Genomic DNA, 26,770 nt, shown 5'->3' on the forward strand with positions numbered 1-26,770 from the left:
ATGGCAGAAACAGGCGTCATCCACTACCTGCAATCCGGCGACGCCGTCACGCACGCGGTCGCGGGCCTGCTGCTGGCGATGTCGCTCGCGAGCTGGTGCTTTCTGCTCGTGAAGGCGTGGATTCTCGCGCGCGCCAAGTGGCAAGGGCCGCGGGCGTTGCAGCGTTTCTGGCAGGCGGCGAGTTTGAAAGACGGCATCGGCGCCTTGCAGCGCGAAGATCGCGAGCGCGTTTTCCTGCCGCTCGCCGAAGCCGCGTGGCGCGCGTCCGAAGCCGACATGCCCGGCGCGATGCTCGCGCGCGTCGAACATCGCGAGCGTGTCCTGCGCGCGCTGCGCCAGGCATTGCTCCGATCGCAACGACGACTCGAATTCGGACAGGTTCTGCTCGCATCGGTGGGCAGCACGGCGCCTTTCGTCGGGCTGCTCGGCACCGTGTGGGGCATCTATCACGCGCTTTCGAGTATCGCGACCAGCGGACAGGCGATGATCGAAAACGTCGCCGGGCCCGTCGGCGAGGCGCTCATCATGACGGCGTTCGGGCTCGTCGTCGCGATTCCGGCTGTGCTCGCGTACAACATTCTCGGCCGCTACGTGCGGCAGATTTCCGAGGAGCTCGACGGCTTCGCGCACGATCTGCACACGTTCGTCTGCGGCCCGGCCGAATAGGAGCGCGCGGCGATGGCCTTCGGCGGACTCGAAAAGAAGCCCAACGGCTCGCCCATGGCCGACATCAACATGACGCCGCTGATCGACGTCATGCTCGTGCTGCTCGTCATCTTCATCATCACGGCGCCGCTGTTCACCCACGCGATCCGGCTGGACTTGCCGAAGGTCTCGTCGCAGCCCGCGCGCGAGACGCCGCAAACCATCACGCTTTCCATCGACGACGCCGGCAAGCTTTTCTGGAACGACAGGCCCGTCAGTTTCGAGCAGATGCGCGCGCGCTTCGCAGACGCGGGCAAGGTCGCCGATCCGAACAGCAAGCCCGAGCTGCATCTGCGCGCGTCGGGCGCCACGCGCTACGACGTCATCGCGCAGGTGATGGCCGTGGCCCAGCAGGCGGGGCTCGAGCGCATCGGCTTCGTCACGCAGCCGGCAGCAGGCGCGCAGCCGGCACGCTGACGCCCGTTGCGCTCAGATTCGGCCTATGCCGAATGGCCGAATTGCCGATGTTCGCGTTCGTGCGGAAACTACGTTTTGAAGGCCGGACCACGCGACAGCGCAGGTAAACGGGACGGTATAATCGCCATTTCCCCGTTCGGCGGGCCTGCCCGAGCCAGGCAGACCCGAAATCCGACGCCGCGCCGTGTCAGCGCTCAGGGTCATGACACTAGCGCCGCGCAAGGACTCGCCGCTCACAGCGAAAGCGGCAGGTTCCGAGGTCCGTTCCCAGCATTTGCCGAAAGCCAAACCACACCATGCACGATAAATACGTACCCGCCGACGTCGAATCCGCCGCGCAGAGCAACTGGCGCGCGAACGACGTCTACCGGACGACCGAGACGTCGGCCAAGCCCAAGTTCTACTGCGTCTCGATGCTGCCGTATCCGTCGGGCAAGCTGCACATGGGGCACGTGCGTAACTACACCATCAACGACGTGATGTACCGTTATCTGCGCATGAACGGCCACAACACGCTGATGCCGATGGGCTGGGACGCGTTCGGCATGCCCGCCGAGAACGCGGCGATGGCGAACAACGTGCCGCCGGCAAAGTGGACGTACGAGAACATCGCGTACATGAAGAAGCAGATGCAGTCGATGGGCCTCGCCATCGACTGGTCGCGCGAAGTCGCCACGTGCTCGCCGGACTACTACAAGTGGAACCAGTGGCTGTTCCTCAAGATGCTTGAAAAGGGCATCGCGTACAAAAAGACCGGCACCGTGAACTGGGATCCGGTCGACCAGACGGTGCTCGCGAACGAGCAGGTCATCGACGGACGCGGCTGGCGCTCGGGCGCGCTCGTCGAAAAGCGCGAAATCCCGATGTACTACCTGCGCATCACCGATTACGCGGACCAGTTGCTCGACGATCTGGAAGGCCTCGGCTGGCCCGAACGCGTCAAGGTCATGCAGCAGAACTGGATCGGCAAGAGCTTCGGCGTGAACTTCGGCTTCCCGTATGAGATCGACGGCGAAGCGAAGCTCTTGCGCGTGTTCACCACGCGCGCCGACACGATCATGGGCGTCACTTTCGCGGCGGTCGCGGCAGAGCATCCGCTGGCTACGCGCCTCGCGCGCGACAACGCGGAACTTCAGGCGTTCATCGACGAATGCAAGCGCGGCGGCGTGGCGGAAGCCGATGTCGCCACGATGGAAAAGAAGGGCGTGCCCACGGGCTTCTTCATCACGCATCCGCTGACGGGCGCGCAGGTCGAAGTGTGGATCGGCAACTATGTGCTGATGTCCTACGGCGAAGGCGCGGTGATGGGCGTGCCGTCGCACGACGAACGCGATTTCGCGTTTGCGAAGAAATACGGCTTGCCGATCAACCAGGTGATCGACGTCGAGGGCAAGACCTATTCGACCGACGCCTGGGAAGAGTGGTACGGCGACAAGACCGCGGGCAAGCTCGTCAACAGTGGCAAGTACGACGGCATGACGACCGAGCAGGCCATCGACGCGATCGCCGTCGACCTGAAAGCGAAAGACCTGGGCGACAAGCAGGTCACGTGGCGTCTGCGCGACTGGGGCATTTCGCGTCAGCGCTACTGGGGCACGCCGATTCCGATCATCCACTGCCCGAGCTGCGGCGACGTGCCGGTGCCGGAGAAGGATCTGCCCGTTGTGCTGCCGGAAGACCTCGTGCCGGACGGCTCGGGCAATCCGCTCGCGAAGTCCGAGGCGTTTCTGAATTGCACGTGCCCGAAGTGCGGCGCGGCGGCAAAGCGCGAAACCGACACGATGGACACCTTCGTCGATTCGTCCTGGTACTTCTCGCGCTACAGCGCGCCGGACGCGACGACGATGGTCGACGAGCGCACCGATTACTGGATGCCGATGGATCAGTACATCGGCGGCATCGAGCACGCGATTCTGCACCTCTTGTACTCGCGCTTCTGGACCAAGGTCATGCGCGACATGGGCCTCATCAAGTTCGGCGAGCCCGCGAAGAACCTGCTCACGCAGGGCATGGTGCTCAACGAAACGTTCTATCGCGAGGATGCATCGGGCAAGAAGACCTGGTACAACCCGCTCGAAGTCACCGTCGCGCACGACGACAAGGGCCGCCCCACGGGCGCCACGCTGAACGCGGACGGCCAGCCGGTCGTGCTCGGGGGCGTCGAGAAGATGTCGAAGTCGAAGAACAACGGCGTCGATCCTCAGACCTTGATCGATCAATACGGTGCCGATACCGCACGTCTCTTCGTTATGTTCGCGGCGCCGCCGGAGCAATCGCTCGAATGGTCGGGCGCGGGCGTGGAGGGCGCGAGCCGTTTCCTGCGCCGCGTGTGGCACTTCGCCCACGACAACGCCGATGCGCTGCGCCAGCACGCGAAGCTCGATGCATCGACGCTCAACGACGCCGACAAAACGCTGCGCCGCGAGATCTACACCGTGCTCAAGCAGGCGGATTTCGACTACGGCCGCCTGCAGTACAACACGGTCGTTTCCGCCGCGATGAAGATGCTCAACGCGCTCGACGGCGCGAAGAACGCAGGCGTCGGCGTGTTGAACGAGACGTTCGGCGTGCTGCTGCGCGTGCTCTACCCGGTGGTGCCGCACATCGCGTTCCAGTTGTGGTCGGAACTCGGCTACGAAGGCGAGTTCGGCCCGCTGCTCGACGCGCCCTGGCCGAAGGTCGACGAAGCCGCGCTCGAGCAATCGGAAATCGAGCTCGTGCTGCAGGTGAACGGCAAGGTGCGCGGCGCGCTGACGGTCGCGAAGGACGCATCGCGCGAAGCCATCGAAAAGGCCGCGGTCGCGCACGAGATGTTCGAGAAGTTTGCGGAAGGCCGCGCACCGAAGAAGGTGATCGTGGTGCCGGGGCGTCTCGTCAACGTGGTCGTCTGATGCGCAAAACGAGAGGAGTCGATGTGACCGGGAAAGCCGTCGAAAAAGGCGTAAGCAGGCGTTCGTTCCTCGCGCTCCTCGGCGGCGCGGTGACGCTGTCGGCGTGCGGTTTTCAGCTGCGCGGCCAGCAGGACTACGCGTTCAAGCGGCTCGCGGTCACGGGCGGCACGCCGCAGATGGTCGCGCGCCTCGAGCGCATGGTTCAGGGCGGCAGCGATACGGTGATCGTCAGGCCGTTCGAGAAGCCGGACGCGACGCTCAATCTGTCCGAGGGCACTGGCTTGCGCACGCTGAGCCTGAACGCGGCGGGCGTGGTGCAGGAGTACGAGCTCGTTTACAGCCTGAACTATTCGCTGCTCGGCGCGGACGGCACCTTGTTGATTCCACCGAGCGTCATTGCGCTGAACCGCTCGATGACCTATAGCGATCAGTACACGCTCGCGAAGGCCCAGGAATCGACGCTGCTCTACAACGACATGCGCAACGACGCCGTCGATCAGTTGACGCGCCGACTCGCGACTGTGCGCTCGCTGCATCCGGCGCCGGGCGAGCAGACGCCGGGCGTCACGCCGCGCGCGCCGCTGCCCGTGCCGCCGCTGTGACCGGTCGCGCTCGCACTGCATCATGCAACTGAAGCTCGACGCGCTCGAAGCGCATCTCGCGAAGGGCCTGAAAGGTCTGTACGTCGTCTACGGCGACGAGCATCTGCTCGCGCAGGAGGCGTGCGACCGCATCCGTGCCGCCGCACGCGCGGGCGGCTTTACCGACCGAACGGTGTTCACGGTCGAGCGCGGCTTCGACTGGAGCGCGCTCATCGGCGCGACGCAGTCGATGTCGCTCTTCGGCGACCGTCAACTGATCGAGCTGCGCATTCCCACCGGCAAGCCCGGCAAGGAAGGCGCGGAATCACTGAAAGCTCTCGCCGGCGCCGACAATCCCGACGTCGTGACGCTCGTCACGCTGCCGCGCCTCGACAGCGCGACGCAGAAGTCTGCCTGGTTCACGGCCTTGCTCGGCGCGGGCGTCGCGCTGAAGATCGATCCGATCGAGCGCGCGCAATTGCCGATGTGGGTCGGCCAGCGGCTCGCGCAGCAAGGCCAGCGCGTCGCGCCCGGCGAGGAAGGGCGGCGCGCGCTGTCGTTCATCGCGGAACGGGTGGAAGGCAATCTGCTTGCCGCGCATCAGGAAATTCAGAAACTCGGCCTGTTGTATCCCGAGGGCGTGCTCACTTTCGAGCAGATTCACGACGCCGTGCTGAACGTCGCGCGCTATGACGTGTTCAAGCTCAACGAGGCGATGCTCACCGGCGATGTCGGGCGGCTCGCGCGCATGCTCGACGGTCTGAAGGGCGAAGGCGAAGCCGCCGTGCTCGTGCTGTGGGCGCTCGTCGAGGAAGTGCGCACGCTGTTGCGCATCAAGCGCGGTGTCGCGGCGGGCAAGCCACTCGCCACGCTCATGCGTGAGAACCGCGTGTGGGGACCGCGCGAGCGGTTGATCGGCCCGGCGCTCTCGCGGGTGACGGACGAAGCGTTGGAGAAGGCGCTGTCGCTCGCGGCGCGGCTCGACCGTCAGGTGAAGGGGCTCTCGGGCAGCACGGGCAAGCGCGGCAGCGAGCCGCCGCCGGACCCGTGGGCCGGCATGTTCGAACTGGCGATGGCGGTCGCGCACGGCGGCAAGCCGGCGCAGGCGGCGCCAGCGCCACGACCGCGTCGCTAGGGCGCTTCTGTTACGCGCTGTTGCAATCCGTGCAACAGCTTAGAATGATCGTTTGAGCGTTCGGCTCCTTGCGAATGCGGCCACATAGAGACTCACGATGAACATCGATCAATACATGACCGACCTCGGCCGCCGCGCACGCACGGCGTCGCGCGCCATGGCGCGGGCGTCGACGGCGGCGAAGAACGCGGCGCTCTTCGCGGTCGCGGAAGCCATCGAGCGCGAGCGCGAAGCGCTGAAGCAGGCGAACGAGCGCGACCTCGCCCGCGCACGCGAAAAGGGTCACGACGCTGCGTTCATCGACCGTCTCACGCTCTCCGACAAGGCGCTGGACACGATGGTCGAAGGCTTGCGTCAGGTGGCCGCACTTGCCGATCCCATCGGCGAGATCAGCGGGCTCAAGTTTCGGCCGAGCGGCATTCAGGTCGGGCAGATGCGCGTGCCGCTCGGCGTGATCGGCATCATCTACGAATCGCGGCCGAACGTGACCATCGACGCCGCCGCGCTCTGCCTCAAATCCGGCAACGCGACCATTCTGCGGGGCGGCTCCGAGGCGCTCGAATGCAACACGGCGCTCGCGAAGCTGATCGGCGTCGGGCTGGAAGCCGCGGGCTTGCCGCAGGACGCGGTGCAGGTCGTCGAGACGGCGGATCGCGCGGCGGTCGGCAAGCTCATCACGATGACCGAGTTCGTCGACGTGATCGTGCCGCGTGGTGGCAAGAGCCTGATCGCGCGCCTGATGGAAGAATCGCGCGTGCCGATGATCAAGCATCTCGACGGCATTTGCCACGTCTATGTCGACGACCGCGCGGATCTCGCGAAGGCGGCGGTCATTTGCGACAACGCGAAGACGCATCGTTACGGCACCTGCAACACGATGGAAACGCTGCTCGTCGCGCGCGGCATCGCGAAGGAAGCGCTGCCGATGCTCGCGCGCGCGTACCAGGCGAAAGACGTGGAACTGCGCGTCGATGGGCAAGCGCGCGGCGTGCTCGAAGCGGCGAACATCGGCGCGCTCGTCGATGCGACCGAGGAAGACTGGAGCACGGAATACCTCGCGCCGGTGCTCGCGATCAAGATCGTCGGCGGTCTCGATGAAGCCATCGACCATATCAATACCTACGGATCGCATCACACCGATGCCATCGTCACCGAAGATCACGACCGCGCAATGCGCTTCCTGCGCGAAGTGGATTCGGCGAGCGTGATGGTGAACGCTTCGACGCGCTTCGCCGATGGCTTCGAGTTCGGGCTCGGCGCGGAAATCGGCATTTCGAACGACAAGTTGCACGCGCGCGGCCCGGTCGGGCTGGAAGGTCTGACGTCGCTCAAGTATGTGGTGCTCGGGCGCGGCGAAGTGCGTCAATAAGCGCGATCGGACGAGAAGAAGCAAGAAGAACGATGCTCTGGATCAAATCGCTGCATATCGTGCTGGTCGCCTCGTGGTTCGCGGGGCTTTTCTATCTCCCACGCATCTTCGTGAACCTCGCGATGGAGACGGACCCCGCAGCCACCGCGCGCCTGCTGCTGATGGCGCGCAAGCTGTTTCGCTTCATGACGTTCATCGCGGTGCCCGCGCTCGCGTGCGGTCTGTGGCTGTGGCTCGTCGCCGGAATCGGCGCGGGGCAGGGCTGGCTGCACGCGAAGCTGACGATCGTCGTGTTGCTGATCGCCTATCACGCGTATTGCGGGCGCTTGCTGCACACGTTCCAGCGCGGTGAGAACAGGCGCTCGGACAAGTGGTACCGGATGTTCAATGAGCTGCCGGTGCTCGGGCTGCTCGGCGCGACGCTGCTGGTCGTGATCAAGCCGTTCTGATAGCGCCCGATTCACTGCGCGGCGCGCGCATTCGCCAGATCGACGCGCGGCCGCTAAATCCCGACCCGCCGTCTTTCCAGCACGCCTTTCGCATCGGCGAGCTTCTCCGCCAGTTCCGGCCCGCGCGCGAGCGCTAGTCCGACCGCCAGAATATCGCCGATCGCGAGGTGCGAAACGCGTGACGTCATGGGTGAAAAGATGTCGGTGTCTTCATCGACATTGGCGAACAATCCGACCGTCGCGAGGCGCGCAAGCGGCGAATTCCCGTGCGTGATCGCGATGACTTTCGCTCCGCCGTTCAGCGCGGATCGGCACGCGTCGAGAATGTCGCGGGTGCGGCCGGTGTTGGATATCGCGACGACGACATCGTTCGCGCCCAGCAGCGCGGCGGACGTCGTATAGGTATGCGGGTCCGCGTAGGCGACCGACGGCACGCCCAGCCGAAAGAACTTGTGCTGCATGTCGAGCGCCGCAATGCCCGAGCCGCCCGCGCCATAGAACTCAATACGCCGCGCGGCGCTCAGAATCTCGATCGCCGCGGCTACGCTGTCCGTCGACAGACTGTTGCGCACCTGGATCAGCGCTCCGATGGTCCGGTCGAGCACCTTCGCCGCGACGCCCGCCGGCGGCTCGTCGCTGCGCACATCGCGATAAACGGTGGGAACGTCCGCTGCTACGCTCTGCGCAAGGCGGATCTTGAATTCGCGAAACCCTGAAAAACCGAGCGCCTGACAGAATCGGGCGATGGTCGGCTGGCTCACGCCCGCGCGCGCGGCGAAATCGGTCATCGACAGATCGAGCACTTCGCGCGGCGCCTCGAGCACGTAATCCGCGAGCTTGCGCTCGGACGGCCGCAACTGCTCGCGCATCGCTTCGACTTGGGACAGCAACATCGGAAATCTCGCCTATGCTGAAAATTGCTTCGGACTATAGCGGATGATCCGCTTTGTACAAATACTACATGTTTATGTGGTGCATTCTCAGTGTTTTCCCTGAGCGCCCCGCTGGCTAACCTAGATATTTGAACGCTGGTTGAGCAGATAGATGCGCTAGGCCGTTGTCAGCATGTAGTTTTTCTACTAGTATTTCGTTGCGCGGCGAGCACACGGAACGAGCATCAAGAACAAAAGTCAACCGCCGGTCCTCGCACTATCCAAAACCCAATCCTCGACGGCAGGCGCGCCGGGAGTGAGACGAAGGAGCTTCGATGGTTTCCCCGCATCCGCAACTCAAAAAAGTCACCGATCGCGTCATCGAGCGCAGCAAGGCCACGCGCGCGGCGTATCTCGCGCGCATCGACGCCGCGCAAGGTCATTTTCCGGCTCGCGGTGCGCTGTCGTGCGCGAACCTCGCTCACGGTTTCGCCGGTCTCGAGGGCCAGGAAAAGTTCGCGATCAAGGCGGTGCGCGAGCCGAATATCGGCATCGTGTCGTCGTACAACGAGATGCTCTCGGCGCATGCGCCCTACAAGAGCTTTCCGGACATCATCAAGCAGGCGGCGCGCGAGCACGGCGGCATCGCGCAGTTCGCGGGCGGCGTGCCGGCCATGTGCGACGGCATCACGCAGGGCAACGCGGGCATGGAGCTGTCGCTTTTCTCGCGCGAAGTCATCGCGATGAGCACGGCCGTCGCGCTGACGCACAACATGTTCGATGCGGCGCTGTGCCTGGGCGTCTGCGACAAGATCGTGCCGGGGCTCGCGATCGGCGCGCTGCAATTCGGCCATCTGCCCACGATCTTCGTGCCCGCCGGCCCGATGACGAGCGGCCTCACCAACGACGAAAAGGCCAAAGTGCGCCAGGAGTTCGCCACCGGCAAGTGCGACCGCGGCGCGCTGCTCGAAGCGGAAGCGGCGGCCTATCACAGTCACGGCACGTGCACGTTCTACGGCACGGCCAACAGCAACCAGATGCTGATGGAGGTGATGGGCCTACATCTGCCGAGCGCGGCTTTCGTGCATCCGCACACGCCGTTGCGCGATGCGCTCACCGCCGAGGCGGCGCGCCGGGTGCTCGATCTCACATTCGAACGCGGCAACTACACGCCGATCGGCCATGTCGTCGATGAAAAGGCCATCGTGAACGGCATCGTCGCGCTGCTGGCGACGGGCGGCTCGACCAATCACACGCTGCATCTCGTGGCGATCGCGCGTGCGGCGGGCATCGTCATCGACTGGAACGATTTCGACGAACTCTCGCAAGCGGTGCCGCTGCTCGCGAAGATCTACCCGAACGGCAAGGCCGACGTGAACCACTTCCACGCGGCGGGCGGCGTCGCGTTCCTCGTGCGCAACCTGCTCGAAGGCGGCTTGCTGCATGAGGACGTGCAGACGGTCGTCGGCCGAGGTCTGTCGCATTACACGAAGGAGCCGAAGCTCATCGACGGCAAGCTGCAATGGGTCGACGGCGCTGAGGAAAGCCACGACACCAAGGTGCTGCGCGGCATCGGCGAGCCTTTCCAGCCGGACGGCGGACTGCGTCTGATGCAGGGCAAGCTCGGTCGCGGCGTGATCAAGATCTCGGCGGTGGCGCCGGAGCATCGCGTGGTGAAGGCGCCGGCCATCGTCTTCAATTCGCAGGAAGAAGTGCAGGAAGCGTTCGACAAGGGCGAACTGAAGCGCGATTTCGTCGCCGTCGTGCGTTTCCAGGGCGCGCGCGCGAACGGGATGCCGGAGCTGCATCGGTTGACGCCGCTTCTCGGCGTGTTGCAGGATCAGGGCTTCCATGTCGCGCTGGTGACGGACGGTCGCATGTCGGGTGCGTCGGGCAAGGTGCCGGCTGTTATTCACGTGTCGCCTGAAGCGCTGCTGCAAGGTCCGCTCGGCAAGGTGCGCACCGGCGACATGCTCGTCATCGACGCGCCCGCGGGCGTGCTCGACATCGAGATCGGCGCGAGCGAGTGGGAAGCGCGCGTGGTCGAAGCGCCGCGGAACCAGGCGGAGAACGAAGCCGGCTTCGGGCGCGAGTTGTTCGGCGTGTTCCGTAGCGCGGCGCTGCCGGCGGAAGAGGGCGCTTCGGTGTTCGGCGCGCTGATCGGCGCATCGGCCGGCCAGGACGGGCAGGCGAACGGCGCGGCGAACACGCAGGAAAGAAACGCGCTTCGCGACAACGCGCGCGCGGCGGCGTCGGCGCTGAACAAGGCGCACGCCGCGCATTGAGTGCGCACGCGCTCGAATCTGAGAGAAACCCGCGGACCGATGGAACAGGTGCCGCATCAAAGACCAGGAGTCGCAACAAATGAAAACGGTGAGTGAAATCGTGCGTCTCGGGCCGGTGATTCCGGTCCTCGCTTTCGAAACGGTCGAGCAGGGCGAACACGTGTCGCGCGCGCTGCACGCGGGCGGCGTGAAGGTGCTGGAGATCACGCTGCGAACGCCGGCGGGCATCGGCGCGATCGAGCGCGCGAGCGAGCTGGCGGACGATATCGTCGTCGGTGTAGGCACCATCACGAAGCCCGAGCACTGCGCCCAGGCAAAGAAGGCGGGTGCGCAGTTCGGCGTGTCGCCCGGTCTCACCAGGGACATGCACAAAGCCGCGCAGGATGCCGGTCTGCCGCTCCTCCCGGGCGTGATGACGCCGAGCGACATCATCACGGCGATGGAACTGGGCTACGAGATCGTCAAGTTCTTCCCGGCGCAGCAGGCGGGCGGAATTCCGATGTTGCAGGCGTTCTACGGACCGTTCCCGAATCTGAAATTCTGTCCGACGGGCGGCATCACGGCGGAGACCGCGACGAGCTTCCTTGCGCAGCCCAACGTGGTGTGCGTCGGCGGTTCATGGCTGACGCCGAAAGCCGCGCTGGCGGCGCAGAATTGGGAAGAAGTCACGCGGCTCGCGCGTGCCGCGAGCGAACTCGCGCCGCACAACTGAAGCTTTCGCGAAAGCGCGACGCCACGCGTCGCGCTTTCATCGCCGTTTTCCGGCAACCGCCGTCTGCGGACGGCTTGATCCATCTCCGCTCCCATCCTTCGCATCGCCGGACCAGTCGCTCGCCGTCGATCGCGTCACGCTCATCGTCGCCTGGCCTCGAGCCGAATCATTTCCCCAGCGTTGACGGTTCACCGCATCATGCATTCAGATGCGCGTCTTATTGAATGTCTGCTGTAAGACGCATGCTGCGATCATTGATTTGGCGTCCACGGCATTTCGATGCCGTTCGATTCAGCTTTTGAAGCACATCGATAATCGAATCGAAATAGTGAACGCCACTTCAATTTATTGCGCCCGCCATCGCGATAAGACTAATCTCATTAAATCTCAAAGATTGTTAAATTTAGAGATTATTCTATGTACTTGATCTCATCGAAGATGCATACAGGGGCGCAGCCGCTACCCTTATCGCCCTCTCGTCTCTCGGGCATGGCTTTGAAGCGATCGTAGCGCGCCGCTCCGGCGCGCGTGCTGCAGCATGATGCGGATCGCTAAGGATTGAAGCAGCGGCTTTTTCTACAAGCGCATCATCGTATTTTTGGGATATAAATCCGGTGACTATTCGAGTCGGAATTTCAGTCGTCACGCATCACGGTCAGAACATCTGGCAAAACGGTCTTGGTCAGAATGTGATCTTTTTTGCTGAAGTACTGCAGAAACTTCCATTCGTGGAAAGCGTTTCGCTGATCGATGTCGGCGATCAGAACGCCATGCCACCGCAAGTCGCTACGGCGTCGAAAGGTTTGCACATCATGTGCATTCAGGAAGCGACCGACGCAGTGGAAGTCGTATTCGAAATGGGCGGCGCACTCGACACGCAATGGCTCGATCTCATGCGCGCCCGGGGCAAGAAGGTGGTGTATTACTGCTGCGGTCAGCCGTATGTCGGACTGGTGGAGGCGCCGGTGTTCGACAAGCCCCTCCACTTCATGCGACCGGAGCGTTACGACGAAGTGTGGCTGATGCCGAAGGATCGCCTCTCCGTCCCGATGATGCGCACGCTGCATCGTTGCGACGTGCACCTGATTCCGTTCATCTGGCATCCGCAGCTTCTCGAACGGCGCATCGCCGAAGTCAATGAGCATGGACTCACGTACGGCTATCAGAAACGAACCGATGTCGCGTTGCAGGGGCCGCCGCACACTCAAGGTTTCCGCGTGGCCATGTTCGAACCCAACATTTCAGTCGTCAAAACGTCCAGCATTCCGATGCTCGTTTGCGAAGAGGCGTATCGCGCCGATCCTTCGAGCGTTTCGCATATGCACGTGCTCAATACGCTGCACATGAAGGATCACCCGACGCTCACCTACATGGCCAACTCGCTGAATATCGTCAAGGACAGCAAGGCGACGTTTCACGGCCGCAATGACATCGCCGGCTTCATGGCGCAATTCGCCGACGCGGTGGTATCGCATCAGTGGGGCAACGACCAGAACTATCTGTATCTCGACGTGCTCTATGGCGGCTATCCGCTCGTGCACAACTCGCAGTGGTTGGACGCGGGCTACTACTACCCCGGTTTCAACGCGCAGGAAGGCGGTCGCCAGTTGCTGCGCGCCGCGCGTGAACACGACGCGTCGCTCGCCGATTATCGCCAGCGTGCGCAGCGCGTCATCGATGCGGTCAATCCGTTCAATCAAGCCAACCTGCACGCCTTCGCGGACCGGTTGCTGCATCTCTGTCATCGCAGTGGGGCGAAGCTCGGCGTATGAACAAGCAAGCCAGTAGCCGTATGCCGGAGCGGCTGAATGTCGGCGTATCGATCTTTATTCGCAAGGGCGAGCAATCGCTCTGGGAAAACGGCATCTTTCAGAACTGCCTTTATCTGGTCATGCTGCTGACTCGCTCGCCGCGCGTCAAATCCACGTATCTCGATGTCGATCACATAGTAGTTGCCCAAACATGACGAAGACATTCGACGAAGCGATGAACGAGCAACAGGGCAATGGAGCGGGCAATAAAGAAGCTGCGTATTGGTATCACGATCGGACTGCATCACGAGGCCGAAACGCTGTGGAACATCGGCATCAAGCAGAACGCCGTGTTTCTGGCGGAAGCGCTCAAGAATTGTCCTAATGTGCAAAGCGTCGTGCTCGTCAACACGACGCATATCCGCATCACCGATCAGTTGCCGTGGGATCTGGATCGCTGGCCCACCAGAATCTTCCACGACGTCAAGGACGATCTCGACGTGCTGATCGAGCTCGGCGGTCAGATGGATCCGATGGCGACGGACTATCTGAAGCAGCGCGGCGTGCATCTGGTGTCATACTGCGTTCGACTCGGGAAATCGCGGAGCCTTACTGCGCAAGGCTTTGCGGCCGACCGCGCGGCGCGCGGCACAGCATTCCGGCACAAAAGACGCTAAACGCCTCCTTAAAAAGTGTGCCGACGCGCTTTAGAGTCACCGCTCGGGCGAGTTCGCGTGACACCTAAGTGGCGCGCTCGTCCGGAGAAAACCGACACGCGCGATCGCACTAAAAGCTGAAGTCGACCGCCGCGCAACCGGTCGACGGTCCGGTCCGCGGTCCGGGCCATGCGCGGCTTCCAGGACAATCCGGACCCGACCGATTCGATGGACAGCCTATCGTCACGTGCGGCGTCGGCGCATCGCTGTGCTTTTGGTTCGCATAAAAGTAAGTCGGGTAGCACACCCAAACGAGGCAACGCGGACTGTGGTATCCGCCGAATTCGAGATAGCCGGATAGCCGAGTATGAGAAGCCGGACTTCGATTGCCACGGATTGCTTATTCCCGCATCCGCTTATTCCCGCATCCGCCGCTTATTCCCGCTTCATATTATCTGACTGGCTAATCGGCCCAGATGCTGATCGGCTTCCACAGAATCGGCAGCGGAAATTGAAACTGAATTCGCATTACTAGCGGCGCTGGTTAAAGCTTGACGTGAATGCCGGAACGCGAAGTGGGGCTTCGGCGCGGGAGGACGCGGCTGGACCCTACGCCAGCGGCCCATAGACTGCGGCCAAGCGGATTAGTTCAATCCGAAGTGATGCTTTCTTCCGGACCGTCATCAGTTCGCAATACGGTTCAAGTCAGCCGTTGCGCTGTCCGAATACGAGGACGCTTTGGGGCCTGTAATGGATGAAACCAAATGTGTCGCGGAATTGCAACATATTATGAAACGGGGCCAAGCAAGCGGTATCCTTCGCTTCGTCATTAGCGCACAACCTATAAATACCGGAGTGTATTGTATGAACCGAACGAAAATCGCGACGCTCTCGCTGGCGCTCCTCGGCGTCACCGGCGCAGCACAAGCCCAAAACAGCGTGACGCTCTATGGCGTGATCGATACTGGTCTGGGTTACGTGAGTCACGCCAACGCGAATGGCGATCACCTCTTTGGCATGATCAGCGGCAACCTATCGGGCAGCCGTTGGGGCTTGAAGGGTCAGGAAGACTTGGGTGGCGGCATGAAGGCGATTTTCCAATTGGAAAACGGCTTTGACGTCGGCACCGGCACACTGAACCAGGGCGGCCGCGAATTCGGCCGTCAGGCATACGTCGGCTTGAGCGGCAACCAGTGGGGCACGGTCACGTTCGGTCGCCAATACGACCCGTCGGTCGACATGGTGCAAGGCATCACCGGTGACAACTACTGGGGCGCCATCATCGCAACGCCGGGTGACGTCGACAACTACGACAACAGCCTTCGCGTGTCGAACGCCGTCAAGTACGTTTCGCCGAACTTCGCCGGCTTCCAGTTGGAAGGGTTGTACGGCTTCAGCAACCTGGCAGGCGCGACCGGCCAAGGCCAGACGTGGTCGGGCGCAGCAACGTATAACAACGGCCCGTTGGCTCTCGCGGCCAGCTACCTGTACGTGAACAACCCGAGCGCCGGCCGCACGACTAGCCCGGCCGGCGGCTGGAACAGCCCGTCGTCGGATTCGCTGTTCAACAGCACGATCAACAACGGCTATCAGACGGCGCACTCGATCGGCATCGCGCGCGCTGCCGGCCAATACTCAGTCGGCCCGATGACGTTCGGCGCTTCGTATAGCTTCGCGCAGTACAAGAGCGACGGCAACTCGACGTTCACGTCACAGGAGAAGTTCAACACGGGCAACGCGTTCGTGAATTTCCAGGCTACGCCGGCGATGCTGCTCGGCCTTGGCTACACGTACACGAAGGCAAGCGGCGATACGGGTGCCCACTACAATCAGGTCAGCTTGGGTGCCGACTACTCGCTGTCGAAGCGCACGGACCTGTACGCTGTCGGCGCATGGCAGAAGGCAAGCGGCACGCAGAAGGACGCGGCTGGCGTGACTTCCTCTGCACAAGCTTCGGTCGGTTCGTACGGCGGCAGCGGCTTCTCACCAAGCGGCTCGGACCATCAGGAAATCGTGATCGTCGGTGTTCGCCACAAGTTCTAAGCACATCTAGGCCACCACGGAAAAGCTCGAACGCGTTTGCGTTCGAGCTTTTTTGTTTATTGCGACGGGTTGACTGGCCTCGCGCGGCTATGCGCTCGGCAAGGCGGCGTTGTTGGACTCTACCGAGACAAGTTTGAACGTCATTGCTGTAAAATGTTTTGCGAAGCAACCGTGGTTCGAGGTGCGCCTCCCATTCGGGCAATGCAAGATTCATTGCAACTAAACTGAACGACAATTAAATCCATCGATGCACGACGGTCAGCCGCGAGGGCTAAGACCATCGTTGGATTTTTAATGACTCTCTGCAATGCGGTTACTCTTGGTTGAGGGCGATGACGCAAAAGCCGAAACAGTGATTGCGTGGATGCGGCTCGCGGACTATTCAATAGACTGGAAAAGTGATGGCGCCGCTGCCAGGCAGGCGCTCTCCCGCGAAAATTATGATCTCCTGCTACTGGCACTGAATGTTCCGCAACTCGACAGCATCGAACTGCTCATTAGCCACCGAAAAGCCGGTGGCACAACCCCTGCGATCATCCTGACAGAACAAGGGGAAGCCGCCGAGCGCGTACGCGGACTGTATGCCGGGGCGGACGATCATATGACGAGGCCGTTGGATCAAGACGAGCTCTCGGCCAGGGTTCACTTTTGGTTACGCCGACGCAAAGGGCACGCGCAAAAATTGTTTCGGCACGGTGAACTGATGCTCGACCCCACTGCGCGCGAAGCAAAAATTGCGGGCAAGCCGCTGCATCTCACGCCGCGGGAATTTGCGGTATTGCACGCCTTGATTGAAGTGCCCGCGGCCGTAGTGAGTATGGCGGAACTCAAGAAGAAGGTGTACGCAAGCGCTGGAAAGGAAGAAAGCGGCACAAACACGATTCAGGTCTACGTGAATAGTTTGCGCCGCAAGCTCGGCGAAGACACCATCTTGACCATCCGCGGTGTTGGGTATCGCCTAAGCTGAGGCGTCAGGATTAGCGATCGATCGCCGGTCCGTGTAGTCGCACAGAGCCCTCGATCATTCGGCACATCGCAGCCTTATCAGGTAGAGCGGCGACGTCTGACAGTGACAGAATCGCGATCAGCGGCTTTCCCGGGATTCGTAGTCAATACGCCGGTAGGGCACCAATCAACGACGCGGAGGCGCAGAGCTTGAGCGCGCGATGAGAGCCGCCCGCTTAGGACTTCATGCACCTTGAACATCGCTGTCTTGGGATCCCCTTGCTCAACCAGACTGCGGGACGTAATGAGTATGTCCTGTTCGAACGGATCGGGGATGACAAGACGCTCGACTTCCCGAATGAACTGAAGCACGTCTCGATAGAGCAGGTCGGGGTACCTCCCGTCCTTGTAGCGGTTCAACTCGTTTACTAGTACCGTCCAGCGGTCGGCCAATTGACTGATGGTTTCCGGATAGCAGCGGCGCATGGGCGAACGTGTACGAGTGCGTGGAGTCTTGATTGTGCCCAGTCTTGCCGTCTGTAGTGCCATCCGAATACGCCGTGTCTCGCGAGTAGTGAATTCCTCGCCCAGCAGCGTCTCGAGCACTTCCAGCATTGAGTTGTCGCCCTGCTCAAAGCGCTTCAGAGTGGCATCTAGAGCTTCGAGAGCGCGTGGCATGCGCAAGCCAACGAGGTAACGCTGTATCCGCTCGACAGTCGAGCTTGGAACGCTGTTCATGCGTGCCTCCCAACGTCAGCTAGGCGTTTTGCGACCTGATCATAGAACGATAGGGGCCGGCGTGCGACGCGTGTATTTGAAGACGGCAGCGCGCGTCCGGTTTGCGGCTTGCGCTTACCGGAGCGCCTATGGCCAGGCAGCAGTGACGTTCGTCGTCGGCCTTCCAGCACGGGGTGCACTGCCAGCAGTTCGCCCTGCTCGTAGATCCGGATTTCGTGAGCCAGACTGTGAACTTCGAGGGTGCGTTTGCGAGTTCGGTCGGGCACGCTATAGTAGTTTCCGCCGACTGAGACGAGTCCTTCGTGACTCACACGCCGCTCGAGTCGGATCACGCCATTGAACAAACCGGCGGGAAGCGCTTGCAACGTCGGGCGCTCCTCAAGAAAATGCTCCGCGACAACTCGGTGCGTCGTGCCATGCACACGAACATTGGCTACTGAGTCAAGCCACTCACGCAACTGGCGATTCATGTCGGCAAGATTCTGAAATCGTCGAGCGAGGAAGAAGTCCTGACGGATGTATCGAAATGGGCGTTCGACGCGATATGCCTTGCATGCGCGCGGAGCAAAGCCATAGTGCTGCGCGAATGCGACGAGCTTTGCGTTGTAGACGATGTGCTTCTCGACTTCGCCCAGCACGGCCGCCTTCATGCGGTCGTAAAGCACCTCTCGAGGAACACCGCCGATGTGCTCAAACGCTTCCATGTGACAGCGCAAAACCGTTTGAAGGTCTTGGTGCTCGACGAAGCGGCCCCACAAATAACGGCTGTGTCCAAGCACGAGCGAGAACAACCAGATCGAGCGCCGCTGTCCAGGGACGTCATCAAATTCGACATTGAAGTGAGCAAAGTCCACCTGAGCTTGAGCTCCAGCCGGCGTCTCGAAGCGCACCTCGAAGCCACGCTGCTTGGGTGGACGAACTTCTCGGATCAAATCGACCAGGACAAAACCGTGTCCATCGGTGTCGGCGGTGCGTCGTACCAGGGCTACGGCGCTGCGGCGGTCGCGCTGAACCTTCGCGTCACGCAGAACCTCATGCTGAAGGCCGATGCGGGCACCACCCGCGGCGGTACGGTATACGGAGCGATCGGATCGTATCGCTGGTAAGAGAGTGCGCGGTGCCAACGCGCGCGAGTTCCAACGCGTTTCCGGCAATTCGAACCGATGTCTCGGCAGAGCATCGGTTTTTTTCTCTTGACGTCCGACTGACGACGGAACGGCCACGTTCCTGTGCCGAGCGCGTTTTGCAGTCGATTTGCCCGCCAGCAAGTAAAATTCCGTTGCCCAGCGCCGTGTTTGCGCTTGCTGGACATTGCCGATGTGTGCAGTGCAGCGACGGCAAACGCATACATAGCGCACAAACCTCAACAAAATCAAAGGAGGCGTTATGCCAGCCGTCCACGGGAGCATGCTCTTGCTCTACGCGGTGATCGCGATCGCGGTTCTGATCCTGATGATCGCGCGCTACAAGGTTTACCCGTTCCTCGTTCTCATGATCGTGTCCGTGCTGCTGGCCCTCGCGGTCGGCATGCCTATGGACAAAATCGTGAAGTCGTTCGAAACCGGCAACGGCAACACGCTCGGCCACATTGCGGTCGTGGTCGGTCTGGGTACGATGCTCGGCAAGATGATGGCCGAATCGGGCGGCGCCGAGCGCATCGCGAATACGCTGATTCATCTGTTCGGCGAAAAAAACATCCACTGGGCGATGATGGTCGTCGCGATCATCGTCGGCTTGCCGGTGTTCTTCGAAGTCGGCTTCGTGCTGCTGATTCCGATCGCGTTCAACGTCGCCAAACGCACCGGCAAATCGCTGCTGCTGATCGGCCTGCCGATGGTCGCCGGCCTCTCGGTGGTCCATGGCCTGATTCCGCCGCACCCGGCCGCGCTGCTCGCGGTGCAGCAATATCACGCCGACATCGGCAAGACGATTGCCTACGGCCTGATCGTCGGCGTGCCGACGGCGATCGTCGCGGGTCCGCTGTTCGCGCTCCTGATCCACAAATACATCAAACTGCCGGATGCGAACGCGCTCGCCGACCAGTTCACCGAAAAGCACGGCGATACGCAGACGAAGCGCGATCTGCCGAGCTTCGGCATCACGCTGTTCACCATTCTGCTGCCGGTCATTCTGATGCTGGTCGGAAGCTGGGCGGATCTCGTCTTCGCGCCGAAAACGCTGCCGAATGATCTGCTGCGCTTCATCGGACAATCGGACATGGCGCTCCTGATCGCCGTGCTGGTCAGCTTCTGGACCTTCGGCGCGGCACGCGGCTTCAATCGCGAGCAGATCCAGAAGTTCTGCGGCGAATGTCTCGCGCCGATCGCGGGCATCACGCTGATCGTCGGTGCGGGTGGCGGTTTCGGCCAGGTTCTGCGCGATAGCGGCATCTCCCAGCAGATCGTCGCCACCGCGTCGCAGGCGAACTTGTCGCCGCTCTTGCTCGGCTGGTTCGTCGCCGCGCTGATCCGTCTTGCCACCGGCTCGGCGACCGTCGCGATGACCACCGCCTGCGGCATCGTCGCGCCGATCGCTGCCGCGGCCGGCGGCCACACGAGTCCGGAACTGCTGGTGCTCGCCACCGGCTCCGGCTCGCTGATTTTTTCGCATGTGAACGATGGCGGCTTCTGGCTGATCAAAGAGTATTTCGGGATGACGGTCGGACAAACGTTCAAGACGTGGTCGTTGCTCGAGACCATCATTTCCCTGATGGGCCTCGGTTTGACCTTCGTGCTTGCGGCGTTCGTCTAAGGAGAATCAGATGATTTTGATCGCGATGGGCGTGTCGGGCGCCGGCAAGTCTTTGATCGGCGAACTGCTGGCGGAACGCTTGCAATGTTCGTTCACCGATGGCGACGCGTTTCACAGCGCCGCGAATAAGGAAAAGATGCACAAGGGCATCCCTTTGACGGACGACGACCGTTGGCCGTGGCTGAGGACGATTCGCGCCGCGATCGAGGAAAAGCAGCGCGCGGGTGAGACAGCCGTGTTCACGTGTTCGTCGCTGAAACGTTCGTATCGCGACATCCTGCGCGAGGGCGACAAGGACGTGTGCTTCGTCTATCTCGAAGGCACGTTCGAGGTTTTGCACGAGCGGCTTGGATCGCGCACGGGCCACTTCTTCGAACCGTCGCTGCTGCAGAGCCAGCTCGATACGCTCGAACCACCGGGTGAGGACGAGGCGATCATCGTGAGCATCGAGCATACGCCCGAGGAGATCGTCGATATCGTGATTGAGGAACTCAAGACGCGCGACTGATTGGCGCTTCGATCAAGAAAAAGGCCCCGCGTCGCGAGACGCGGGGCCTTTCTCATTGGTGCGATGCCGCGCGATCTTTAAGCGATGCGCTTCGCCAGTTCGACGGCCTTGCCGATATACGAGCCGGGCGTCATCTCCAGCAGCAGCTTCTTCGCATCGGCCGGAATCGCCAGTCCGCCGATGAAAGTCTGCAGTGCCTCGCGCGTGATGCCTTTGCCGCGCGTGAGCTCCTTCAATTGCTCATACGGATTCTCGATGCCATAGCGGCGCATCACCGTCTGAACCGGCTCCGCGAGCACTTCCCACGTGTTGTCGAGGTCTTCGTTCAGGCGAGCCGCGTTCACTTCCAGCTTGTCGAGGCCGCGGATCAGCGCGTCGTACGCAAGCAGCGAATAGCCGAACGCCACGCCGATGTTGCGCAGCACGGTCGAATCCGTCAGATCGCGTTGCCAGCGCGACACCGGCAGCTTTTCCGAGAGATGGCGCAGCGTCCCGTTCGCGAGGCCGAGGTTGCCTTCGGAGTTTTCGAAATCGATCGGATTGACCTTGTGCGGCATCGTCGACGAACCGATCTCACCGGCCTTCGTCTTTTGCTTGAAGTAGCCGAGCGAGATATAGCCCCAGACATCGCGATCGAGGTCGAGCAGGATCGTATTTGCGCGCGCGACGGCGTCGAACAGTTCGGCCATGTAGTCGTGCGGCTCGATCTGGATCGTGTATGGATTGAACGTGAGCTTCAGGCGATTCTCGACGACATCCTTCGAGAACGCTTCCCAGTCGAACTCCGGATACGCCGACAGATGCGCGTTGAAGTTGCCGACCGCGCCGTTCATCTTGCCGAGCAGCTCGACTTTCTCGATGCGCTGGATCGCACGCGCGAGACGCGCGCCGACGTTGGCGATTTCCTTGCCGAGCGTCGTGGGGCTGGCGGGCTGGCCGTGCGTGCGCGAGAGCATCGGCTGCTCGGCGTGCGCATGCGCGAGCTTCACGAGGCGTTCATGCACCGAGCGCAGCGCAGGCAGGATAACGCGCTCGCGCGCGCCGGCGAGCATCAGTCCGTGCGATGTGTTGTTGATGTCTTCCGACGTGCACGCGAAGTGGATGAACTCGCTGGCGCGTTCGAGTTCCGGCTGGCCCTTGACCGACTCCTTGAGCCAGTATTCGACGGCCTTCACATCGTGATTCGTGACGCGCTCGATGTCCTTGATGCGCGCGGCGTCGTGCGCGGTGAAGCGCTCGGCGAGGCTCAGCAGGAACTGCTCGGACGCTTCGGAAAAGCGCGGCACTTCCGCGAAGCCCGCACGCGACAGCGCGATCAGCCAGTGAATTTCGACCGTCACGCGATGACGCATGAATGCGGCTTCGGAGAGCCAGTCGCGCAGGGCTTCGGTCTTGGCGGCGTAGCGGCCGTCGAGCGGCGAGAGCGCGGTGAGCGCAAAGAGGGTATCGGGACGGGTATCGGACATGATTGCGTGCCGCAGGAAGGAAAAGACGGGAGAACCGCGCATTTTACCATCGGATGCGTCCCATTCCCGGGCGCTCAGCGGCTGCGCAGTTCTCGGTCGAGTGCTTCCAGCTGCGCGGGCGTGCCGACATTCTCCCAGCGGCCTGTGTAAAGCTCGCCGCTCGCGCGTCCCGCCGCGACGGCTGCGCGGTAGTAGGGCGTGAGCGCGCGGCGCGTGCCGGGTGCGAGATCGCGAAACATGCGGGTGTCGTAGAGGCCGATGTTGCCGAAGGTGAAGCGCGGCTCGCCATCGAGCGCGAGCGTGCCGTCGTGCAAAGCGAAATCGCCTTTGGGATGAAACGGCGGGTTCGGCACCATCACGAGATGGATGCCAGGTTCGTCGCGTGTTTCCAGCGCTGTGGCGCGGTCACGCAAGGTCGCGTAATCGAAATCGCAGAAGACGTCGCCGCTCACCGCGATGAACACGCCATCCCCGATCAGATGCAGCGCCTGCGCGATGCCGCCCGCCGTTTCCAGCGCCTCGGTCTCGGGCGAATAGCGCAATTCGACGCCCCAACGCGAGCCACGCCCGAGCGCCTTTTCCATCTGCTCGCCGAGCCACGCATGATTGATGACGATCGTTTGCACGCCTGCCGCCGCGAGGCGCTCGATCTGCCACACGATGAGCGGCTTGCCACCGGCTTCGAGCAACGGTTTCGGACAGGTATCGGTGAGCGGGCGCATGCGTTCGCCGCGTCCGGCGGCGAAGATCATCGCCGTTTTCAAAGCGTGCGTCATCGTGATTTAAAAGGTATAGCCGACTTCGACCGCGCGGCCTTCCAGCGAATCGAGCAGCCGCGCGAACGGCCACAGCGGCGCATAGCGCTCGGCGACCTTGCGCGCATAGCCGATGAAGCGCGGCAGATCGGCGAGATAACGCGGCTTGCCGTCGCGATAGTGGATGCGCGCGAAAAGACCGAGCACCTTGATATGGCGCTGCAGGCCCATCCATTCGAGCTGGCGGTAGAACTCGCCGAAATCCGGATCGACCGGAAGCCCGGCTTTCTTCGCGCGCTCCCAGTAATAGGCGACGCAATCGAGCTGAAACTCTTCGTCCCAGCTGATGAACGCGTCGCGCATCAACGACGCCATGTCGTAGGTGATCGGGCCGTACACCGCGTCCTGGAAGTCCAGCACGCCGGGATTTGGCTCGCACACCATCAGATTGCGCGGCATGTAGTCGCGCAGCATGAAGGTTTGCGGCTGCGCGAGCGCGCTCTGCACGAGCAGCGCGAACGTTTCGTCGAGCGTCTTGCGCTCGTCGGCGGTGACTTCCCGGCCCAGATGGCGGCCGATGAACCATTCGGGCAGCAGTTCCATCTCGCGGCGCAGAAACGCTTCGTCGAAGACCGGCAGCACGCCTTCGCGCGCGGTTTGCTGGAATTGGATCAGCGTGTCGATCGCGGAGCGCATCAAAGGCCGCGCGTTTTTCTCGTCGAGAACGGAAATGTAAGTCGTCGTGCCGAGATCGGTCACGAGCATGAAGCCGGCGTCGAAATCGGCTTCGAGAATTTTTGGCACGTGCACGTTCGCCGCTTCGAGCAGACCTGCGACTTGCACGAACTCCCGGCACTTTTCCGGCGGCGGCGCATCGACGGCGATGAGGGTCTTGCCGAACGTCGAATCGCTTTCCAGCCGGAAATAGCGGCGAAAGCTTGCATCGGCGGAGGCGGGAGCGAGACTCGCGAGGTTCAGCCGGTAGTGTCCGGTGAAATTGTCGAGCCACGAGCGGAGTTGGTTCAGGCGGGCGTCGGAAGGAATGTGCGTCATAAATTCGAGGGGCCAAACATCTTGCCATATAATACCCCACGACTTTTTTAAGCGATCCGTTTCACGCCTGGCGCCAGGCCCCCGACGACTGTGAGCGTCACCGTTCGATGGAGTGTCGTTCCCGCTTGGCAAGGACCGTCAAGTTCGTGACTGTGGGAAGGGCGCGGCCGCCTGCCCGGCGGCATCGGGCGCGTGGGACGCGAACGGGATCGAACCGCCACCCATACATGCCGCCACGACAGTTTCCCGTATCGAAAATCCAAGGCGACGCTCAGCCACGCAGGCGGCGGCTCGTCGTCGCGCTTCTATCCGTTCCGGGTCTGATGCCCGCTCTCGCGCACGCCCAACTCGGGGGCGACGCCGCTTATCCGCAGCCGCTCGACGGCCCCGGCAGCCTGCGCCTCGCGCCGCAACTGGAAGAGCGCCCGCTGCAAAACGGCCAGCAGCCTTCGACATTCCTCCTGAGCGACAAGGCCACCGGCACCACCGACGAGGACATGGCGGCGAAGGGCTCGGCGGAGATCCGGCGCACGGTGACGGTCATCAAGGGCGACGCGCTGCATTACGACCAGGATACGGACATGGCCGATGCTTTCGGCAATGTCAGGCTGATCAACAACGGCGTGTCGTTCGTCGGTCCTGAGGCGCATCTGAAGGTGGAGGCGAACGAAGGGTTCATGACGAACCCGAAGTACCACTTCAACTTGACGGGCGGATCGGGCAGCGCCGAGCGCGCCGACATGATCGACAACGAGCGGGCGCGCATCGATCACGGCACGTACACGGCCTGCCAGTGCGAATCCGATCCGGCCTGGTACATCAAGGGCACATCGTTCGATTTCGACACCGGCGCCGAAGAGGGCATCGCGCATAACGGCGTGCTGTTCTTCCAGGGCGTGCCGGTTTTCGGAAGCCCGTGGCTGTCGTTTCCGCTCACCGGCGATCGTCGCAGCGGCCTGTTGCCGCCGACCTTCTCGCTCAGCTCGACGACCGGCTTCGAAGCGACGATTCCGTACTATTTCAACATCGCGCCGAATCGCGATCTGACTGTCACGCCGCGCATCATGACGCGGCGCGGCGTGCTGGGCGAAGCGACCTTTCGCTATCTGTCGCCCACTTACTCGGGCTCGTTCACCGGCGACTTTCTGCCGAACGACCGCGAGACGCACACGAACCGTTATGCGATCTTCTGGCAGCATCGCCAGAATTTCGGCAACGGGTTCGGCGGCTACATCAATTACAACAAGGTTTCGGACGATCAATATCCGGAAGACCTGGGCAACGCGTCGAACCAGTTCCTGAACGGCACGCAACTGCTGTATCAGCAGGAAGCGGGGCTCACCTACAACAACGGCCCGTGGTCGGTGCTCGCGCGCGAGCAACGCTGGCAGACGCTGCAACCGTCGGTTCCGCCGTACGCGCGCGAGCCGCAGGTGAACGTTCAGTACAACAAGTACAACGTCGGCGGCTTCGATTACGGCGCGGAACTGGACACGACGCGCTTCACGATCACCACCGACGGCGCGACCGACGGCAACCGGCTGTACTTCAATCCGTACCTCAGCTACGGGATCAATGCGCCGGGCTACTTCGTCACGCCGAAGGTGCAGTGGCACTTCGCGTCGTACGACCTGAGCCATATCGCGACGACGCAGGTGGCGGGTTCGTCGCCGCCGGTGACGGGGCAGCCCAAGAATTTCACCGAATCGATTCCGACCATCAGCTTCGACACGGGTCTCGTGTTCGACCGCTCGGTGCGGCTTTTCGGGCAGGATTACATCCAGACGCTGGAGCCGCGGCTCTACTACGTCTACACGCCGTATCACAATCAGGACTTCGCGCCGATCTTCGATACTGCCGAAGCCGACTTCGGCCTGGCCGAGATCTACACGCCGAACACGTTCGTCGGCAACGACCGGATCGCCGACGCGAACCGCATCACCGCGGGCCTGACGACGCGCTTCATCAACCCGGCGACGGGCGACGAGCGTGCGCGTTTCGTCATCGCGCAGCAGTATTATTTCCAGAGTCAGCGCGTCACGATCACGCCGGGCCAACTGCCCGAGCAGGCGAAGCACTCTGACCTGATCGCGGGCGCGGCTATCAAGCTCGGAGCCGGTTTCGCCTCGGAAACGGCGTTCCAATATAATGTCGACAACAACCAGCTCGTGCGCTCGAGCATCGGTTTCGCGTTCAGTCCGGGCGAGCGCAGGGTGATCAACGTCGGTTACCGCTACACGCGTTCGAACCAGACCACCCTGGTGAACGAGCCGATCAACCAGATTCTGTTGTCCGGCGAGTGGCCGCTCACGAACCGCCTCTACGCCGTCGGCCGCGTAAACTATGATCTCGCGAGCCATCGTCTCGTCGACGGGCTGCTGGGCTTCCAGTACGATGCCGACTGCTGGGCGTTCGGCTTCGGCATGCAGCGTTACGCCAACGGCGTGAATACGCAGGGCCAGCCTTCGTCGGGCACGCGCGTGCTCGCGCAATTGACGTTCAAGGGCTTGTCGAATGTCGACAACGGCCTCGTCAGCGCATTCCGCGCGAGCGTCCAGGGTTATCAGCCGCCGCCTCCGGCCGCGCCTCCGCTCGCCCGGTACAGCGATTACGAGTAAGCCGCAACGCTCGCCCGCGCGCGGTATCCAATGTGACAGGCAGTGAATGGCGGCCCCGGCGCCGCACGCA

Annotated in this window: 22 protein-coding genes and 2 pseudogenes; 18 read left to right on the forward strand and 6 right to left on the reverse strand. The window is 62.4% G+C overall.

What is annotated here, in order from left to right; all coding sequences use genetic code 11:
• The 7 genes from AWB78_RS14410 (at window position 1) to AWB78_RS14440 (ending at window position 7,547) form a co-directional block, all read left to right on the forward strand.
• On the forward strand, window positions 1-666 hold the full coding sequence (locus tag AWB78_RS14410; protein ID WP_062605276.1) for a MotA/TolQ/ExbB proton channel family protein: 666 nt from the start codon (window positions 1-3) through the stop codon (window positions 664-666).
• A 12-nt stretch (window positions 667-678) separates the two neighbouring features.
• Window positions 679-1,122: an ExbD/TolR family protein gene (locus AWB78_RS14415; protein ID WP_062605277.1), complete on the forward strand. Its 444-nt coding sequence runs from the start codon at window positions 679-681 to the stop codon at window positions 1,120-1,122.
• Window positions 1,123-1,418: 296 nt separating this feature from the next.
• Window positions 1,419-4,013: a leucine--tRNA ligase gene (leuS, locus tag AWB78_RS14420; RefSeq protein WP_062605278.1), complete on the forward strand. Its 2,595-nt coding sequence runs from the start codon at window positions 1,419-1,421 to the stop codon at window positions 4,011-4,013.
• On the forward strand, window positions 4,013-4,615 hold the full coding sequence (locus tag AWB78_RS14425) for an LPS-assembly lipoprotein LptE (RefSeq protein WP_062605279.1): 603 nt from the start codon (window positions 4,013-4,015) through the stop codon (window positions 4,613-4,615). Before leuS ends, AWB78_RS14425 begins: the two co-directional genes overlap by 1 nt.
• Window positions 4,616-4,637: 22 nt before the next feature.
• Window positions 4,638-5,729 carry a DNA polymerase III subunit delta gene (holA, locus tag AWB78_RS14430; RefSeq protein WP_062605280.1) on the forward strand — a complete coding sequence of 364 codons (1,092 nt, stop codon included), beginning with the start codon at window positions 4,638-4,640 and terminating at the stop codon, window positions 5,727-5,729.
• A gap of 97 nt (window positions 5,730-5,826) precedes the next feature.
• Window positions 5,827-7,098 (forward strand): glutamate-5-semialdehyde dehydrogenase, encoded by a 1,272-nt coding sequence (locus tag AWB78_RS14435; RefSeq protein WP_062605281.1) that lies wholly within the window; start codon window positions 5,827-5,829, stop codon window positions 7,096-7,098.
• Window positions 7,099-7,130: 32 nt separating this feature from the next.
• A complete protein-coding gene (locus AWB78_RS14440) occupies window positions 7,131-7,547 on the forward strand; it encodes a CopD family protein (RefSeq protein WP_062605282.1) in 417 nt (138 codons plus the stop codon).
• A 53-nt stretch (window positions 7,548-7,600) separates the two neighbouring features.
• Here the strand turns inward: AWB78_RS14440 and AWB78_RS14445 are convergent, their stop codons facing one another.
• Complete coding sequence (locus AWB78_RS14445; protein ID WP_062605283.1) at window positions 7,601-8,440, reverse strand: MurR/RpiR family transcriptional regulator; 840 nt, start codon at window positions 8,438-8,440, stop codon at window positions 7,601-7,603.
• Window positions 8,441-8,754: 314 nt separating this feature from the next.
• On the opposite strand from AWB78_RS14445, the gene edd reads away from it, so the two are divergent.
• The 7 genes and pseudogenes from edd (at window position 8,755) to AWB78_RS14475 (ending at window position 16,833) form a co-directional block, all read left to right on the forward strand.
• A complete protein-coding gene (edd, locus tag AWB78_RS14450; RefSeq protein WP_062605284.1) occupies window positions 8,755-10,704 on the forward strand; it encodes a phosphogluconate dehydratase in 1,950 nt (649 codons plus the stop codon).
• A gap of 79 nt (window positions 10,705-10,783) precedes the next feature.
• On the forward strand, window positions 10,784-11,416 hold the full coding sequence (gene eda / locus AWB78_RS14455; protein WP_062605285.1) for a bifunctional 4-hydroxy-2-oxoglutarate aldolase/2-dehydro-3-deoxy-phosphogluconate aldolase: 633 nt from the start codon (window positions 10,784-10,786) through the stop codon (window positions 11,414-11,416).
• Between the two features lie 614 nt (window positions 11,417-12,030).
• On the forward strand, window positions 12,031-13,188 hold the full coding sequence (locus AWB78_RS14460; protein ID WP_374729466.1) for a DUF2827 domain-containing protein: 1,158 nt from the start codon (window positions 12,031-12,033) through the stop codon (window positions 13,186-13,188).
• Window positions 13,185-13,349 (forward strand): annotated as a pseudogene (locus tag AWB78_RS43460) (DUF2827 family protein); the annotation flags it as partial. The gene AWB78_RS14460 and the pseudogene AWB78_RS43460, both read left to right, overlap by 4 nt.
• Before the next feature lie 72 nt (window positions 13,350-13,421).
• Complete coding sequence (locus AWB78_RS14465) at window positions 13,422-13,844, forward strand: DUF2827 family protein (protein WP_062605286.1); 423 nt, start codon at window positions 13,422-13,424, stop codon at window positions 13,842-13,844.
• Between the two features lie 843 nt (window positions 13,845-14,687).
• The gene (locus AWB78_RS14470) at window positions 14,688-15,866 is read left to right on the forward strand and encodes a porin (RefSeq protein ID WP_062605287.1); all 1,179 of its coding nucleotides are present in this window, start codon (window positions 14,688-14,690) and stop codon (window positions 15,864-15,866) included.
• Window positions 15,867-16,173: 307 nt separating this feature from the next.
• Window positions 16,174-16,833, forward strand: coding sequence for a response regulator transcription factor (locus AWB78_RS14475; RefSeq protein WP_062605288.1), 660 nt, complete (start codon window positions 16,174-16,176; stop codon window positions 16,831-16,833).
• Between the two features lie 488 nt (window positions 16,834-17,321).
• On the opposite strand, the pseudogene AWB78_RS43470 reads toward AWB78_RS14475, so the two are convergent.
• Both AWB78_RS43470 and istA read right to left on the reverse strand, forming a co-directional pair.
• Window positions 17,322-17,549, reverse strand: a pseudogene (locus AWB78_RS43470) (ATP-binding protein); the annotation flags it as partial.
• On the reverse strand, window positions 17,546-18,532 hold the full coding sequence (istA, locus tag AWB78_RS14485) for an IS21 family transposase (protein WP_232477706.1): 987 nt from the start codon (window positions 18,530-18,532) through the stop codon (window positions 17,546-17,548). The gene istA and the pseudogene AWB78_RS43470, both read right to left, overlap by 4 nt.
• Here istA and AWB78_RS48295 point away from each other — a divergent pair.
• The 3 genes from AWB78_RS48295 to AWB78_RS14495 all read left to right on the forward strand — a co-directional run bounded on the left by AWB78_RS48295 (window position 18,500) and on the right by AWB78_RS14495 (window position 20,808).
• A complete protein-coding gene (locus AWB78_RS48295; protein ID WP_232477707.1) occupies window positions 18,500-18,655 on the forward strand; it encodes a YadA-like family protein in 156 nt (51 codons plus the stop codon). The two genes, istA and AWB78_RS48295, sit on opposite strands and share 33 nt — an antisense overlap.
• Before the next feature lie 280 nt (window positions 18,656-18,935).
• On the forward strand, window positions 18,936-20,300 hold the full coding sequence (locus AWB78_RS14490; protein WP_062605290.1) for a GntP family permease: 1,365 nt from the start codon (window positions 18,936-18,938) through the stop codon (window positions 20,298-20,300).
• Window positions 20,301-20,310: 10 nt separating this feature from the next.
• Window positions 20,311-20,808: a gluconokinase gene (locus tag AWB78_RS14495; protein WP_062605291.1), complete on the forward strand. Its 498-nt coding sequence runs from the start codon at window positions 20,311-20,313 to the stop codon at window positions 20,806-20,808.
• A 77-nt stretch (window positions 20,809-20,885) separates the two neighbouring features.
• Here AWB78_RS14495 and purB read toward each other — a convergent pair whose 3' ends face one another.
• The 3 genes from purB to AWB78_RS14510 all read right to left on the reverse strand — a co-directional run bounded on the left by purB (window position 20,886) and on the right by AWB78_RS14510 (window position 24,082).
• Complete coding sequence (gene purB / locus AWB78_RS14500) at window positions 20,886-22,274, reverse strand: adenylosuccinate lyase (RefSeq protein WP_062605292.1); 1,389 nt, start codon at window positions 22,272-22,274, stop codon at window positions 20,886-20,888.
• A 74-nt stretch (window positions 22,275-22,348) separates the two neighbouring features.
• Window positions 22,349-23,050 carry an N-acetylmuramate alpha-1-phosphate uridylyltransferase MurU gene (gene murU, locus AWB78_RS14505; RefSeq protein ID WP_062605293.1) on the reverse strand — a complete coding sequence of 234 codons (702 nt, stop codon included), beginning with the start codon at window positions 23,048-23,050 and terminating at the stop codon, window positions 22,349-22,351.
• Between the two features lie 6 nt (window positions 23,051-23,056).
• Window positions 23,057-24,082 carry an aminoglycoside phosphotransferase family protein gene (locus tag AWB78_RS14510; protein WP_062605294.1) on the reverse strand — a complete coding sequence of 342 codons (1,026 nt, stop codon included), beginning with the start codon at window positions 24,080-24,082 and terminating at the stop codon, window positions 23,057-23,059.
• A 227-nt stretch (window positions 24,083-24,309) separates the two neighbouring features.
• Here AWB78_RS14510 and AWB78_RS14515 point away from each other — a divergent pair, with 227 nt between their 5' ends.
• On the forward strand, window positions 24,310-26,700 hold the full coding sequence (locus AWB78_RS14515; protein ID WP_062605295.1) for an LPS-assembly protein LptD: 2,391 nt from the start codon (window positions 24,310-24,312) through the stop codon (window positions 26,698-26,700).
• The last annotated feature ends 70 nt before the right edge of the window (window positions 26,701-26,770 follow it).

It is taken from the genome of Caballeronia calidae (assembly GCF_900044055.2).
Lineage (GTDB): Bacteria > Pseudomonadota > Gammaproteobacteria > Burkholderiales > Burkholderiaceae > Caballeronia > Caballeronia calidae.

Excerpts from the sequence above, each read along its gene's own strand:
- AWB78_RS14410 (WP_062605276.1), top strand. The coding sequence starts at position 1 with ATGGCAGAAACAGGCGTCATCCACTACCTGCAATCCGGCGACGCCGTC.
- AWB78_RS14415 (WP_062605277.1), top strand. The coding sequence starts at position 679 with ATGGCCTTCGGCGGACTCGAAAAGAAGCCCAACGGCTCGCCCATGGCC.
- leuS (WP_062605278.1), top strand. The coding sequence starts at position 1,419 with ATGCACGATAAATACGTACCCGCCGACGTCGAATCCGCCGCGCAGAGC.
- AWB78_RS14425 (WP_062605279.1), top strand. The coding sequence starts at position 4,013 with ATGCGCAAAACGAGAGGAGTCGATGTGACCGGGAAAGCCGTCGAAAAA.
- holA (WP_062605280.1), top strand. The coding sequence starts at position 4,638 with ATGCAACTGAAGCTCGACGCGCTCGAAGCGCATCTCGCGAAGGGCCTG.
- AWB78_RS14435 (WP_062605281.1), top strand. The coding sequence starts at position 5,827 with ATGAACATCGATCAATACATGACCGACCTCGGCCGCCGCGCACGCACG.
- AWB78_RS14440 (WP_062605282.1), top strand. The coding sequence starts at position 7,131 with ATGCTCTGGATCAAATCGCTGCATATCGTGCTGGTCGCCTCGTGGTTC.
- AWB78_RS14445 (WP_062605283.1), bottom strand. The coding sequence starts at position 8,440 with ATGTTGCTGTCCCAAGTCGAAGCGATGCGCGAGCAGTTGCGGCCGTCC.
- edd (WP_062605284.1), top strand. The coding sequence starts at position 8,755 with ATGGTTTCCCCGCATCCGCAACTCAAAAAAGTCACCGATCGCGTCATC.
- eda (WP_062605285.1), top strand. The coding sequence starts at position 10,784 with ATGAAAACGGTGAGTGAAATCGTGCGTCTCGGGCCGGTGATTCCGGTC.
- AWB78_RS14465 (WP_062605286.1), top strand. The coding sequence starts at position 13,422 with ATGGAGCGGGCAATAAAGAAGCTGCGTATTGGTATCACGATCGGACTG.
- AWB78_RS14470 (WP_062605287.1), top strand. The coding sequence starts at position 14,688 with ATGAACCGAACGAAAATCGCGACGCTCTCGCTGGCGCTCCTCGGCGTC.
- AWB78_RS14475 (WP_062605288.1), top strand. The coding sequence starts at position 16,174 with ATGCGGTTACTCTTGGTTGAGGGCGATGACGCAAAAGCCGAAACAGTG.
- AWB78_RS14490 (WP_062605290.1), top strand. The coding sequence starts at position 18,936 with ATGCCAGCCGTCCACGGGAGCATGCTCTTGCTCTACGCGGTGATCGCG.
- AWB78_RS14495 (WP_062605291.1), top strand. The coding sequence starts at position 20,311 with ATGATTTTGATCGCGATGGGCGTGTCGGGCGCCGGCAAGTCTTTGATC.
- purB (WP_062605292.1), bottom strand. The coding sequence starts at position 22,274 with ATGTCCGATACCCGTCCCGATACCCTCTTTGCGCTCACCGCGCTCTCG.
- murU (WP_062605293.1), bottom strand. The coding sequence starts at position 23,050 with ATGACGCACGCTTTGAAAACGGCGATGATCTTCGCCGCCGGACGCGGC.
- AWB78_RS14510 (WP_062605294.1), bottom strand. The coding sequence starts at position 24,082 with ATGACGCACATTCCTTCCGACGCCCGCCTGAACCAACTCCGCTCGTGG.
- AWB78_RS14515 (WP_062605295.1), top strand. The coding sequence starts at position 24,310 with ATGCCGCCACGACAGTTTCCCGTATCGAAAATCCAAGGCGACGCTCAG.